This is a genomic window from Micromonospora sp. NPDC005161, assembly GCF_053599855.1.
Window position 1 is genome coordinate 1 of the sequence record NZ_JBSFYQ010000029.1, and the last position, 12739, is coordinate 12739.

Annotated in this window: 14 protein-coding genes; 11 read left to right on the forward strand and 3 right to left on the reverse strand. The window is 75.6% G+C overall.

Annotation, left to right across the window (positions count from 1 at the left end; genetic code table 11):
• The first annotated feature begins 183 nt into the window (after positions 1–183).
• Positions 184–702: a hypothetical protein gene (locus ACWD5O_RS24700; RefSeq protein ID WP_450086686.1), complete on the forward strand. Its 519-nt coding sequence runs from the start codon at positions 184–186 to the stop codon at positions 700–702.
• Positions 703–780: 78 nt separating this feature from the next.
• On the opposite strand, the gene ACWD5O_RS24705 is transcribed toward ACWD5O_RS24700, so the two are convergent.
• Positions 781–1248 (reverse strand): SRPBCC family protein, encoded by a 468-nt coding sequence (locus ACWD5O_RS24705; RefSeq protein WP_354965469.1) that lies wholly within the window; start codon positions 1246–1248, stop codon positions 781–783.
• 178 nt (positions 1249–1426) lie between these two features.
• Between ACWD5O_RS24705 and ACWD5O_RS24710 the strand changes: the two genes are divergently transcribed.
• Together ACWD5O_RS24710 and surE are read left to right on the forward strand one after the other, a co-directional pair.
• Positions 1427–2404: a PfkB family carbohydrate kinase gene (locus tag ACWD5O_RS24710; protein ID WP_450086687.1), complete on the forward strand. Its 978-nt coding sequence runs from the start codon at positions 1427–1429 to the stop codon at positions 2402–2404.
• Complete coding sequence (gene surE / locus ACWD5O_RS24715) at positions 2401–3228, forward strand: 5'/3'-nucleotidase SurE (RefSeq protein WP_450086688.1); 828 nt, start codon at positions 2401–2403, stop codon at positions 3226–3228. The genes ACWD5O_RS24710 and surE overlap by 4 nt, the downstream gene beginning before the upstream one ends.
• Before the next feature lie 24 nt (positions 3229–3252).
• Here the strand turns inward: surE and ACWD5O_RS24720 are convergent, their stop codons facing one another.
• Entirely contained in the window at positions 3253–3615 is a 363-nt protein-coding gene (locus tag ACWD5O_RS24720; RefSeq protein WP_354965472.1) for an STAS domain-containing protein, read from the reverse strand.
• 389 nt (positions 3616–4004) lie between these two features.
• On the opposite strand from ACWD5O_RS24720, the gene ACWD5O_RS24725 reads away from it, so the two are divergent.
• The 5 genes from ACWD5O_RS24725 to ACWD5O_RS24745 all read left to right on the forward strand — a co-directional run bounded on the left by ACWD5O_RS24725 (position 4005) and on the right by ACWD5O_RS24745 (position 6794).
• Positions 4005–4148: a hypothetical protein gene (locus ACWD5O_RS24725; RefSeq protein WP_354965473.1), complete on the forward strand. Its 144-nt coding sequence runs from the start codon at positions 4005–4007 to the stop codon at positions 4146–4148.
• Between the two features lie 135 nt (positions 4149–4283).
• Positions 4284–4691 (forward strand): hypothetical protein, encoded by a 408-nt coding sequence (locus ACWD5O_RS24730; RefSeq protein ID WP_450086689.1) that lies wholly within the window; start codon positions 4284–4286, stop codon positions 4689–4691.
• 308 nt (positions 4692–4999) lie between these two features.
• Positions 5000–5686, forward strand: coding sequence for a BON domain-containing protein (locus ACWD5O_RS24735; protein ID WP_450086690.1), 687 nt, complete (start codon positions 5000–5002; stop codon positions 5684–5686).
• Between the two features lie 65 nt (positions 5687–5751).
• A complete protein-coding gene (locus ACWD5O_RS24740) occupies positions 5752–6249 on the forward strand; it encodes a redoxin domain-containing protein (RefSeq protein WP_450086691.1) in 498 nt (165 codons plus the stop codon).
• The gene (locus tag ACWD5O_RS24745) at positions 6246–6794 is read left to right on the forward strand and encodes a DsbA family protein (protein ID WP_354965477.1); all 549 of its coding nucleotides are present in this window, start codon (positions 6246–6248) and stop codon (positions 6792–6794) included. The genes ACWD5O_RS24740 and ACWD5O_RS24745 overlap by 4 nt, the downstream gene beginning before the upstream one ends.
• Before the next feature lie 28 nt (positions 6795–6822).
• Here the strand turns inward: ACWD5O_RS24745 and ACWD5O_RS24750 are convergent, their stop codons facing one another.
• Complete coding sequence (locus ACWD5O_RS24750; RefSeq protein WP_450086742.1) at positions 6823–9723, reverse strand: LuxR C-terminal-related transcriptional regulator; 2901 nt, start codon at positions 9721–9723, stop codon at positions 6823–6825.
• Between the two features lie 76 nt (positions 9724–9799).
• On the opposite strand from ACWD5O_RS24750, the gene ACWD5O_RS24755 reads away from it, so the two are divergent.
• The 3 genes from ACWD5O_RS24755 to ACWD5O_RS24765 all read left to right on the forward strand — a co-directional run bounded on the left by ACWD5O_RS24755 (position 9800) and on the right by ACWD5O_RS24765 (position 12662).
• Positions 9800–10240, forward strand: a complete 441-nt coding sequence (locus tag ACWD5O_RS24755; protein ID WP_450086692.1) for a hypothetical protein — start codon at positions 9800–9802, stop codon at positions 10238–10240.
• Positions 10241–10303: 63 nt separating this feature from the next.
• Positions 10304–11548: a saccharopine dehydrogenase family protein gene (locus tag ACWD5O_RS24760; protein ID WP_450086693.1), complete on the forward strand. Its 1245-nt coding sequence runs from the start codon at positions 10304–10306 to the stop codon at positions 11546–11548.
• Between the two features lie 25 nt (positions 11549–11573).
• On the forward strand, positions 11574–12662 hold the full coding sequence (locus ACWD5O_RS24765; RefSeq protein WP_450086694.1) for a DNA polymerase III subunit beta family protein: 1089 nt from the start codon (positions 11574–11576) through the stop codon (positions 12660–12662).
• The last annotated feature ends 77 nt before the right edge of the window (positions 12663–12739 follow it).

The window sequence follows — 12739 nt, forward strand, 5'->3', positions numbered from 1 at the left end:
CCCGATCGAGTTGCCCGCGCTGCTGCGGACCTGGACCGGCGCCTTCCCGGACCTGGGGGGCGTCCCCCGGGGCGCGGGGCGCCCCGGGGGGGGGCCGCCGGACCCCGGGTACGTCAGCGGACGTACCCGGGATGTCGCCGACGGTCGGACGCCCGGACCGGGCCCGGCGGGCAGCATCCTGGTATGCGTCGGATCCCGCCCACCGCCCGCAAGGCGCTGCTCACCCTGCACCTGGTCACCTCGCTCGGCTGGCTCGGCGCCGACCTGACGCTGCTCACGCTCGGCGTCGCGGCACAACGCGGCGCCGACCCGGCCGTCGTCTACCCGGTCGCCGCGCTGGTCGGCACCGTGCTGTTCGCGCCGTTGAGCGTGCTGGTCTGGCTGGTCGGCGTGGCCAGCGCGCTGCTCACCCCGTGGGGCCTGCTGCGCTACCGATGGGTGGTGGTCAAACTCGTGCTCACCACGGTGATGGTCGGGCTGGTGCTGTTCCTGCTCACCCCGAACCTGCGGCACGCCGGCGCGCTGGGCGCCGCCCTGCCCGCCCGGGACCGCGCCGACCTGGTGATCGCGCCGGCCGTGTCGACCAGCCTCATGATCATTGCGACGGTGCTGTCCACGTACAAGCCGTGGGGTCGACGGCCGGCGGCGCGGCCCACCGTCGCGGGCCGGACCGGCCATGATCGCTCCGCAACCAGGATCTAGTGGCCTCCTCTCGGCGGCAGGCCACTACATCCAGGATCGAGCACGATCTTCGCGGGCGGCCGAGCGCGGGGCGGGCGATCAGGTGGCGGGCGGGGTCTCGCCGGGGCGGTCCAGGGCCGCGCCCAGCCGGGTGGCCAGGGCCAGGTGGGCCGCCCGGGCCTGGCGGAACGCGTACCCGAACAGCGGGGCCGGCGCGGTCAGGGTGATCTCGACGTCGACCCGGACCAGGCCGTCCGGCTCGCCACGCAGCCGGGTGTGGTTGCGCACCGTCGTGGCCGGCCACTGGCGGGCCACCGTGACGATCTCGTCGTCCTCGCTGATCAGCACGTCCGCCTGGTAGCTGGTCCGGAAGCGGAGCGGGCCGGCCACCAGTCGGTCGCTGATCGCGTAGCTGGCCCGGGCGCCGGGCCGGGGCGGCAGCCGGCGGACCCGGACGATCAGCGGGTGCAGCTCGCCCTGCCGGGTCAGGTCGCTCAGCAGGGCCGCCGCCTCCCGGGGCTCGCACCGGGCCTGGACGGTGTAGCTGAAGGTATCGCTCCTGAGCACACCGTCTCCCGCCATCGTTGGTCGCACGATCGTCCCGTACCCCGGTCGGGCTGGCAACGCCCGGACGGACACGGACCGTTGCCTCGGCACGCACACCCCGTTCCCACTACGGTCGGCTGGTGGGGAACCACCGGCCGTGACGGGCGACGGAGGGCGTGAGCATGAACGGGTACGACCGGTGAGCGGGCACGTGATGGTCTTCGCGCCTACGCCGCAGCTGACGGTGACCGTCGACCAGCCGAACGACCAGCCCGAGCTGCACCTGCACCCGGGCGGGCAGGGCGTCTGGCAGGCCCGCATGGTGATGTCGCTCGGGGTCGACGTGGTGCTCTGCACCGCCCTCGGCGGCGAGATCGGCCAGGTGCTGGAGCCGCTGCTCGTCAGCGAGGGAGTGGACCTCAAGGTGGTGGTCCGCGACTCCGGCAGCGGCGGGTACGTGCACGACCGCCGGGACGGGTCCCGGCGGGAGATCGCCGATGTGCCCGGGCAGCCCCTGACCCGGCACGAGCTCGACGAGTTGTACAACCTGGCCCTCGGCGAGGGGCTGCGGGCGTCGGTGAGCGTGCTCAGTGGACCCAACGAGCCGTGGCTCGTCCCGGCCGACCTGTACCGGCGTTTCGCCGCCGACCTCGGCGCCAACGGCGGCCGGGTGGTGGTCGACCTCTCCGGCGATCACCTCGGCGCGGTGCTGGACAGCGGGGTGTTCTTCCTGAAGGTGAGCCACGAGGAACTGATCCGCGACGGCCGCGCCCGCAACGGGGAGAGTGCGGAGCTCACCCGGGCGATGTACGAGCTGCACGCCGCCGGCGCCGAGACGGTGGTGGTGAGCCGGGCCGACGAACCGGCGCTCGCGCTCATCGACGGTGAGCTGTTCGAGGTGGAGATGCCCCGGTTGCAGGCGGCCGACCCGCGCGGCGCGGGCGACTCGATGACCGCCGGGGTGGCCGCCGTGGTGGCCGGCGGTGGAGACATCCGGACCGCCATCCGGACCGGCGCCGCCGCCGGGGCGCTCAACGTGACCCGGCACGGGCTGGGCACCGGGCGGTTGGACTCGATCACCGGTCTGGTGGAGCGGGTCCGGTTGGTCCCGGCGGACAGCCGACAACAGGAGCGGACCACCCCCGACGAACTGGCCGACCGGGCGGTCGAACGATGACGCTCCGCGTGCTCGTCACCAACGACGACGGGATCGCCGCGCCGGGGATTCAGGCGTTGGCCTGGGCGGCGGCGCAGCGGGGCCTGGATGTGGTTGTCGCCGCGCCGCTGGAGGAGGCGAGCGGTACCAGCGCCGCCATGAGCGCCCTGGAGCAGGACGGGCGGGTGGTGGTGCACGACCACCCGCTGCCGGAGTTGGCGGGCGTGCCGGCGTACGGGGTTGGCGGCTCACCCGGCTTCATCACGCTGATCGCGCTGCACGGCGCTTTCGGCCCGCCGCCGTCGGTGGTGCTCTCCGGCATCAACCGGGGTGCCAACGCCGGCCGCGCCGTACTGCACTCCGGCACGGTCGGCGCCGCGTTCACCGCCGCCACGAACGGCTGCCGGGCGATGGCGGTCTCGCTGGACGTGCTCTCCGCGGGCGAGGCGACGGCCGCCAGCGGTGGCGCCGCGGTGCACGCCGCCGCCCGGGTACGCGACGCCGAGCGCAACTGGAGCACCGCCGCGCGGGTCGCCCTGGATCTGCTCCCCCGGCTGACCGCCGCGCCGATCGAGAGCGTGCTCAACGTCAACGCCCCGGACCTGCCGCACGGGCGACTGCGCGGGGTGCGCCGGGGCACGCTGGCCAGCTTCGGTCAGGTGCAGATGACGGTGGCCGAATCCGGGCACGGCTTCGTGCGTACGTCTCTGGAGGAGCCGGGCCAGGCCGCGCAGCCCGGCACGGACGTGGCGTTGCTGGCCGCGGGGTACGCGTCCGTGACGGCCATTCGGGCGGTCACCGAGGTGGCCGACGTCGACCTGACCGGCCTGGACGAACAGCCCTGACCGGCGTGGGCCGGGTGTCGGCGCTCAGGCGCCGGGAAGCACCTCGGGAGTGGCGGTGCCGGCGAAGTACGGCTCGGGGGCGCCGAAGAGGCCGAGCAGGCCGGTCACCCAGAGCTGCCGGTGCACGAACCGGCTCGGTTCGGTGACCACCAGCTTCACGCCGCTCACCTCGGCGGTCTGGAAACCGGCCACCATCGCGCTGATGCCGACGGAGTCGATGAAGGTGACCAGCCTCATGTTCAGCTCGATGCGCAGGGGGCGGCCCTTGGCCAGCACCTCCGCGATCGCCTCGCGCACCTCGTACGCTGTGTCGACGTCGATCTCGCCGCGCGGGGCGATCTCCACGACACCACCGGACAGAACCGACTTCACGATCGACAGGCTCACGCGAGCACCTCCACCCGCCCGTCCCCCGGGCGCCTCATCAGTACGCGGGCCGCGACCGACAGTATTCCTTTGACGGCCTCGGTCGCCACCCCTCGGGATGAGCAATGTGCGGATCCGGGCACGGCAAGTCGGCCATATCCGGATTTTTCACTTCCTGATCACTCAGTACTTTTCGTTATCTGACCACTCAACGATCGGTCGGAACCGACGCGTCGCCGGACCAGGGTAGCGGTCCCGGCCCGGCGCACCCGCCAACCGGCCCGCCATGCGTGCCAGCCTCGCGTGACACCGGCGTGTCGCACCTCGTCGATCGACCCTGACGAGCCCGGATGGTTGCCGACGCCACCTAGCATCGGCCGGGGAACCCACCGTGACGGAGAGGACCTTCAATGATCAAGAGACTGGCCGGGCTGGCCGGCGTCGGCGCCCTGCTCGCCCTCGTACTGGCCTGCGGCTTCGGTGGCGGAGGCGATGACGACGACGATGACGATGACGACTTCGCCCGGGGCGTCTCCGTGGTGGTGCTGCGCTGACTGTCCGGCGAGCCGGGTCGGCCGGGTTTGCGCCTGGCCGGCGCGGGGCACTGCGGGGTAGGCGAATCGTGACGCGCTGACAGACGCCGAAGTCCGAAGTGGCCGCAGGCTTCGGCACCCGAGGAGGTAACCACGATGTTCGGAACCAACCTGCTGGACCGCCGCGGCAAGCCGGAGCGGATCGCGGACCAGGCGTGGGAGCACCTGGTCTCCGCCGTCAGCTCCGCGGGAGACAGTGTCCGGGGCACCGCCCGCTCCGCCCGGCGCGGCAGCAGCGACCTCGCCGACGGCGCGACCGACCTGGTCGGCTCCGCCGCCGACGAGGCGCGGCGCCGAGCCTCGCTGGCCTTCGACGCGCTCGCCGGCCGTCAGCCGGCACTGCCCTGGACGCTGCTGATCGGCGCCGCGCTGGTCGGCGCGGCGGTCGGCTGGGCCGTCGGCTCCGCTGCCCGGGCCGCCGGCAGCCGGGACGACCGCGCGGTGGACGACGTCGAGTTCGTCGACGTCGACCGCCTCAACTCCCCCATCGGCCTGAACGACTGACCCACCCGCGGCCGTACGCGGGCCCCGCTCGACCCCACGGTCCGCGGGGCCCCTGCCTTTCTCCCTCTCCACCACCACCGCCCGCCCCGCGCCGCCCTCCGGCGCCCTGTCCGCGTGAGAGAGCTTTGGAATCGCTCCCACCATCGATCCTCGTGCACGCGTCCACCACCCGACGGGACGGGCCGGGCCCCTCGCCTCACCCCGGCGGGGCGAGGACGGCTCACCCCGGACGGCGGCAGGATCGGACCCGGCGGACTCCGGCCGCGGCCGTCACCCGGTCCGCCGCCCACGCACCGGAGGAGGGACAGATGGCCATCGCGACGATCAGCCGCACCGACCAGGACATCCAGTCCGCCGTACTCGACGAGCTGACCTGGGAACCGCGAGTGCAGCCGCACGAGATCGGCGTGACCGTCGCCGAGGGCGTCGTCACGCTGACCGGGCGGGTGGACAGCTACGCGAAGAAGTGGGCCGCCGAGCGGGCCGCGCACCGGGTCGCACGGGTCCGCGCACTCGCCAACGACCTGACGGTGCGACTGCCCGGCGAGGCCGAACGCGCCGACCCCGACCTGGCCGCCGCGGCGAGCCACGCGCTCGAGTGGGACGCGTTCGTGCCCGTCGAGAAGCTCCAGGTCACGGTCTCGGCCGCCTGGGTGACGTTGCACGGCGAGGTCGAGTGGGAGTACCAGCGCCGGGCCGCCGAGCGCGCCGTCACCAGGCTGACCGGCGTACGCGGGGTGAGCAACGGGATCACCGTCCGCCCGTCCGCCGTGCCGGCCGGCCAGAACCTGGCCGAGCGGATCGTCGACGCGCTGGCCCGGGCCGGGGCCACCGAGGCCGAGCGGATCAGCGTCCGGGTGCACGGAGACACCGCCGTGCTCGCGGGGCTGGTGCACTCGATGCCCGAGCGGGCCGAGGTGGAGCGGGTGGCCTGGTCCGCGCCGGGGATCCGAGAGGTGCAGAACCACATCGCGGTCGCCCCGGTGCTGCGCTGAGCCGAGCGCGGAACCACCCGGGACGGGTGAGCCGGCCTCACCCGCCCCGGCAGCAGGCTGGGGGCATGAGTGATCCGAACGGGCTGATCCAACCGGGGCGACCCGCACCCGGCTTCACCCTGGAGAGCACCCCGGACGGGCGCCCGACCGGGCCGGAGCAGTTCCGCGGCCGGCCGGTCGTGCTCGCCTTCTACCCCGCCGACTGGAGCCCGGTCTGCGGTGACCAGATGTCGCTCTACCAGGCGGCGGCGCCGGTGTTCGACCAGTACGACGCCGCGCTGCTCGGCATCTCGGTGGACAGCATCTGGTCGCACCGGGCGTTCGCGCAGAGCCGGGGCATCGAATTCCCGCTGCTGGCCGACTTCGAGCCCAAGGGCGAGGTGGCCCGCCGGTACGGCGCGTACACCCCGCAGGGCGAGGCGGCCCGGGCGCTGGTGGTGCTCGACCCGGCCGGGACGGTGGCCTGGAGCCACCTCTCCCCACCGGACGTCAACCCGGGCGCGGACGGCATCTTCGACGCGCTGGACCGGCTCGCGGCCGACCGGGCGGTGATGGCCCGATGAGCACCCCGCTCCAGGTCACCGCCCGCCTTCGGGACCCGGTGACCACCGACGACCATGTCCGGGGGCCGGCCGACGCGCCGGTCACGATCGTCGAGTACGGCGACTTCCAGTGCCAGTTCTGCGGCGCCGCGTACCCCAACCTGCACGAGCTGCTGCGGCAGCGGGCCGACACGGTACGGATGGTCTACCGCTACTTCCCGATCGCCAACATCCACCCGTACGCCGAACGAGCCGCCGAGACAGCCGAGGCCGCCGCGGTCCGTGGCCGGTTCTGGGAGATGCACGACTGGCTTTACGAGCACCAGGACCAGCTGGACCCGGTGCACCTCTCGCTCGGCGTCGAGCAGCTCGGGCTGCCACCGGACGAGCTGAACGCGGAGGTGGAGGGCCGGGCGTACGCCGACCGGGTGCGCCGGGACTTCGTCGGCGGGATCCGCAGCGGGGTGAACGGCACCCCGACGCTCTTCGTCAACGACGTTCGGCACGAGGGCGGGTACGACCTGCCCGACCTGCTGACCGCCGTGGACGCGGCGGCCAACACCTGACCCTCGTGGCCGGCGAGCGGCCGGCCGTTCAGATCAGCCGCAGCTCGCGCGCCCGCCGGACCGCCTCACGCCGGCGGGTCGCGTCGAGCTTGCGGTAGATGTTGCGGACGTGGGTCTTCACCGTGTTGACCGAGAGCGACAACTCGCCGGCGATCTCCACGTTGGACAGGATGCTCTGCAGGTACCGCAGGATGGTCAACTCTCGCTCGGTGAGCGGCTCGTCGAGCGAGCCCGCCGACTCGGCCGGTGGCCGGGCCGTGATCTGCTCGGCGCCCCGAACCAGGTCACTGACCAGCGAGAAGTGTGCGGTACCCGCGTCCAGGTGCGCCGCCAGCAGGTCCCGTACCGGCGGTTCGGCCCGGGTGAACACCCGGCGGCAGCCCTCGGGGCCGGCGAGGTCGAGCACCTGCTCCAGGATCCGTCCGGCCCGGCGCCCGTCTCCGCCCCGCTCGGCCAGCACCGCGCCCAGCAGGCCGGCGTCCAGGCGTACCGGCAGGGGCCACGTCTCGGCCGGCGGCGCCTGCCAGTCCGGCAGCGCGCGCCCGGCCGCGCCGATGTCGCCGGACCGCAGCTCCACCCGCGCCAGCGTCACCGCGAGCGCGGGGTCGGCCGGGTCGTCGGCGACACCGGCCAGCAGGTCGCGGGCGGTGTCCAGGTCGCCCCGCTCGGCCCGCAGCTCGGCCTCGGCGGCCCGCAGCAGGTTCGCCAGCTCGGCGGCGGCCGGCGGTTCGGTCAACGACTCCCGGGCCCGCACGAGCAGCCGCTGGCCGGCGGCCGGGTCACCGGCGTCGCGGTGCAGGTACGCCCGGCAGAGGGCGGCCACCGCCGCCGCCACCGGCTCGGTGGGCGGCTCCGCCGACCAGTCGTCCCCGGAGTCCGCTCCGAAGGAGCCGGCCGGGCCGGTCGCCGGCGCGGCGAGCGCGAGGTTGGCCGCGGCCTCCTCGGGCTGGTCGCGGTGCAGTGCCACCACCGCCAACGCGAGGTGGGCGTAGGCGCAGTCGAGCCGGCAGGACCAGCCCCGGCTCGGCGGCATGCCCAGCGCGTCCCGGGCCGCCTGTTCGGCCGCGCGCAGGTCGCCACGCATCGCGAGCAGCAGTGCGGAACGGCTGGCGCCGACCAGCTCGGTACGCGGCCGGCCGGCTTCGCGGGCAGCCGCCCGGGCCCGGACGAACCGGGCGTCGGGCAGCGCGCCGGCGGCCAGCTCGACGAGCCCCAGGGCGGTGCCGGTGAACGCCCGCAGGTCCGCGTCCTCGGCGGCGCTGCCCGTACCCGGGGCCAGCGCATGGTTCGGCGCGGCGTTCGACCCCCCGCTCCGCGAGGCACTCGGCACCCCGGTCGGCGCGGCGCCGGCCGGGCGGGTCCGCAGCAGCCGGGCGGCGGCGGCCCGGACCTCGTCCGGATCGCCGGCGAGCCGCGCCAGGGTCAGCTCCAGCGCGGTGGCCAGCCGCAGGAACCGGTCCCGGCGCGGCACCGGCAGGCCGTCGGCGTACCCGGCGGCGGCACGCAGGTGGCCGGTGGCGGCCGGCAGATCACCGGCGTACGCCCGCTCGGCGGCGCAGGCCAGCGCCACCTCCGGGTCGGCGCGGACCACCTCCGGTGGCGGGGACGGCGGAGCCGGCCCGGTCACCGGGTCGACGTCGTACCGGGTCAACTCCGGCCAGTGCGCGACGAACAGGTCGCCGGCCCGGTCCCACCGGCCGGCGGCCAGCGCGTGCCGCAACCCGTCAACCGGGCGTCCGTCTCCGGCGTACCAGTCAGCCGCCCGCGCGTGCAGCTCACGCAGCTCGTCGGCAGGCAACCGGGCCAGCTCGGCCCGGAGCAGGTCGGCCAGCAGGGGGTCACAGCGATACGACGGCGGCCGGCCCTCCTCCCGGTGCAGCAGACCGCCCGCTCCGGCCAGGTCGGCCAGCGCCCTCCCGGCATCGGCGCGACCGGTCAGCGCCCCGGCCAGGTCCGCGCAGACCGTCTCGGCGAGGGCGGTGCGACGCAGCAGGTCCCGGTCGGCCGGATCGATCGCGGCGAGCACCTCCTCCTGCAGGTAGCCGGCGATCTCCGGTTGGTCGCCGCCGAACTGTCGCACCCAGCGTTCCGGATCGGGCTGCGCCCGCAACGCCAGCGCGGCGATCCGCAGCGCGGCCGGCCATCCCCCGGTGCGCTCGCGCAGCCGTCGTAGGGCGGCGGCCGGCAGCGGCGCCCCGTGCGCGGTGAGCAGGTCGGCCACCTCGTCGTCGGTGAAGGCCAGCTCGTCCGGGCCGATCTCGGTCAGCTCGCCGGCGAGACGGAGCCGGTGCAGGGCCAGCGGCAACCCGGCCCGGGCCCCGACCACCACATGCAGCCGCTGCTCGGCGTGCCGGAGCAGGAACTCAAGCCCGGTCAGCGCCGCCGGGTCGGCGACCCGGTGCAGGTCGTCCAGGACCAGCAGCACGGGTCGCTCCAGGGCGGCGAGAGCGGCGGCCAGCAGCTCCAACTGGTCGGGGCGCGGCGGCCGGTCGGGCACCGGCGCCGCCGGGCCGTCGTCCGCCGGCCCGGTCGCCGCACGCAACGCCGCCGCCAGGTACGCCCAGAGCCGGTCGCCGTCGTCGCTGGCCTCCACCGACACCCACGCCGGACCCGGGCCGTCCTCGGCGCCGCCGGCCAGCCGCACCCAGGAGGCGAGCAGGGTGGTCTTGCCCCAGCCGGCGGGGGCGGAGACCAGGGTGACCGGTCCCGCGCTGCCCTCGTCGAGCCGACGCAGCAGGCGGGGCCGGGCCACCACCGGCTCGGGTGGCACCGCCGGGGCCAGCCGGGATGCCAGCAGCGGCGGGTCCGCCGGGTGCCCCGGTGCCGTGCCGACCCGTACGCGATCCTGCTCCTCCGGCACCCGGCTCCACCCCCACCGACGCGTTCCACCCCCGGTCGGCGAGCGGTTACCCGGCGCGGACGCGTTCACCCCTTCGGGGCGAGCCCGCTTCACCCGGTCCCGACCGACGATCGGGGGACGTGGACGGAAAGGATGGGTGGGACCGATGCGACCGCTGGTACGGGTGGGAGTCACCCTCGGCGGCGCGGCGTTGACCGGGGCGGCGAGGCTGCTCCCCGTACGTCGGCGGCGCGACCGGTCCGGCGCGGGCGGCGACCCCGCCGCGCCGGCCCGGTGGGAGGTCGTGACGGTGGGCCGGCCGCCCGAGCGGGTGCTCCCCGACGGCCGGTGGCCGGAGCCGCTGCGCCGCCTGGACGGCGCGGTCGAGGTGCGGGTCCGGCCGGCCCCGGGCGGCCGGGGCACCGAGTTGGCCGCCCGACCCCTGGCCGGTGCCACTCCCCGGGTCGGGCTGGCCGCGCACCTGGTCGGCGACGATCCGGGTCTGCTGGTCCGCCGGGCGCTGCGCCAGGCCAAGCAGCACATCGAGGCCGGCGAGGTGCTGCGCGCGGACCGGTCCGCGCTGGACCGCCCCCGACCTGGCGGGTGATCCGGTCCAGATCCACCGCGCTCACGATCTGCCACGCACGGCGGCGGATGGCAGACTCTGGGGATGGCTGGGGAGCGGACGTACGACGTGGTGCTGTTCGGAGCCACCGGGTTCACCGGGGGGCTGACCGCCGAATACCTGGCCCGGCACGCGCCGTCCGGGCTGCGGTGGGCGCTGGCCGGCCGCAACCAGGGCCGCCTCGCCGCCGTACGGGACCGGCTCGCCGCGATCGACCCGACCCTGGCCGCGCTGCCGCTGCTCAGCGCCGACGTGACCGACGCCGACTCGCTGCGCGCGGTGGCGGAGAACGCCCGGGTGGTGGCCAGCACCGTCGGCCCGTACATCCACCACGGGGAGCCGCTGGTCGCGGCCTGCGCCCGGGCCGGCACCGACTACCTGGACATCACCGGCGAACCGGAGTTCGTCGATCTGATGTACGTCGCCCACCACGCCGAGGCGACCCGCACCGGCGCGCGGATGGTGCACGCCTGCGGGTTCGACTCCATCCCGCACGACCTGGGCGTCTGGTTCACCGTCAAGCAACTGCCCGCCGACACGCCGATCACCGTGGACGGTTACGTCCGTGCCGGTGGCAAGTTCTCCGCCGGCACGTACCAGTCCGCGCTCACCGCGTTCTCCCGCACCGCGCAGGCCAGCCGGGCCGCCCGGGATCGCCGGGCCGTCGAGCCGCGCCCCACCGACCGCCGGGTCCGGGCGGCGCCGGGCCGGCTGGGCCGCTCGGCGGAGCTGGGCATCTGGACCGTACCGCTGCCCACCATCGACCCGCAGGTGGTACGCCGCTCGGCGGCGGCCCGACCGGAGTACGGCCCGGACTTCCGGTACCGGCACTTCGCCGCGGTGAAGCGGCTGCCGACCGTGCTGGCCGCGGCCGCCGGGCTCGGCGCGCTGGTCGGGCTGGTGAAGCTGCCGCCCACCCGGCGCTGGCTGCTCGGCCGGCTCGCGTCCGGGCACGGGCCCACCCCGCAGCAGCGGGCGGCGTCCTGGTTCCGGGTCCGGTTCGTCGGCACCGGCGGTGGGCGCCGGGTGGTCACCGAGGTGGCCGGCGGCGACCCGGGCTACGACGAGACGGCGAAGATGCTCGCCGAGTCGGCGCTCTGCCTGGCGCTCGACGAACTGGCGCCGACCGCCGGCCAGCTCACCCCCGTCGCCGCGATGGGCGACGCGCTGCTCGACCGGCTCATCCGGGCCGGGCTCACCTTCCGGGTCCTGAAGCAGGAGGCCGCGCGGCAGGTGCCCGAGGCCGCCGACCGGACGGCCGCCGCGCCGGACGCGGGGGCGGCGGCTTGACCCTCGACCCGGTCGAGGGGGCAGGATGCCGGTCGTGGAGAGCGACCTGCACAGCATCGGTGAGCTGGCCCGGGCCAGCGGCCTGACCGTCAGCGCGCTGCGCTTCTACGACTCGGCGGGGGTGCTCGAGCCGGCCCTGGTCGACCCGGTGACCGGCTACCGCTGGTACACCGACGAGCAGATCCCCCCAGCCCGGCTGGTAGCTGGGCTGCGTCGGGTCGGGATGCCCGTGCCGGAGATCGCCGCGGCGGTACGTGCCGAGCCGGCGGCGGTGCACCGGCTGCTCGACACGCACCTGCGCCGACTGGCGGACGGGCTCGCCGACGCCCGCCGGGAGGTCGCCCGCCTCCGGGCCCTGGTCGACCCGGCGCCGCCGGCGATCACCACGCTGCTGCTCGCCCCCGCCGAACTTGCCGCCGCCGTCGACGCGGTGCGCTTCGCCGTCGGCCGCGACCCGGAGCTGCCGGTGCTCACCGGCGTGCTGGTCGACGTGGAGCTGGACGGCGTCCGGCTCGTCGCCACCGACCGGCACCGGCTCGCGCTGGCCCGGGCCGGGGCGGCCGTCGACGGACCACCGGTGCGGGTGCTCGTCCCGGTGGACCTCGTCGACCGGTTCCGGCCGCTGCTCGACCCCGCCGACACCCGGCCGGTGCGGCTGACCGTGGCCGGCGCGGAGGTGCGGGTCGCCGTGGCCGGCCGGACGCTGACCGGCGCCGCCCTGCCCTACGACTTCCCGGACTACCGGCGGCTGCTGCGTGAGGCCGTCGGTGAGCGACCGGCCGCGCGCCGGATCCCGGTGGACGTGCCGGCGCTGCGGGCCGCCCTGACCGACCCGGCGGCCCCGACGGTGGACCGCGAACACGACGGAACGCGGCTGGCGGTCACCGTGCTCGGCCTCGACGAGCGGGGCGGTCTGCGCCTGGTGCCCACCGCCGGGTCCGACCCGGTCGGCGGGCTGCGGGTCGGGGTGAACGGCGCGTACCTGCTGGACGCGCTGGACGCGGCCGGCGGGTCGCAGCTGGTCCTGGAGCTGGACGGGCCGATCGCCCCGCTGGCCGTACGCCGCCCGGACGACACGGACACCTTCTCCGTGCTGATGCCGATCCGGCTCTGAACCCGCCGTCTGATTCCGCGCGGTGGGCTCGCGCTCCCCGACCCGAAGCGAACGGGGCGCGACGGTAGCATCTGTTG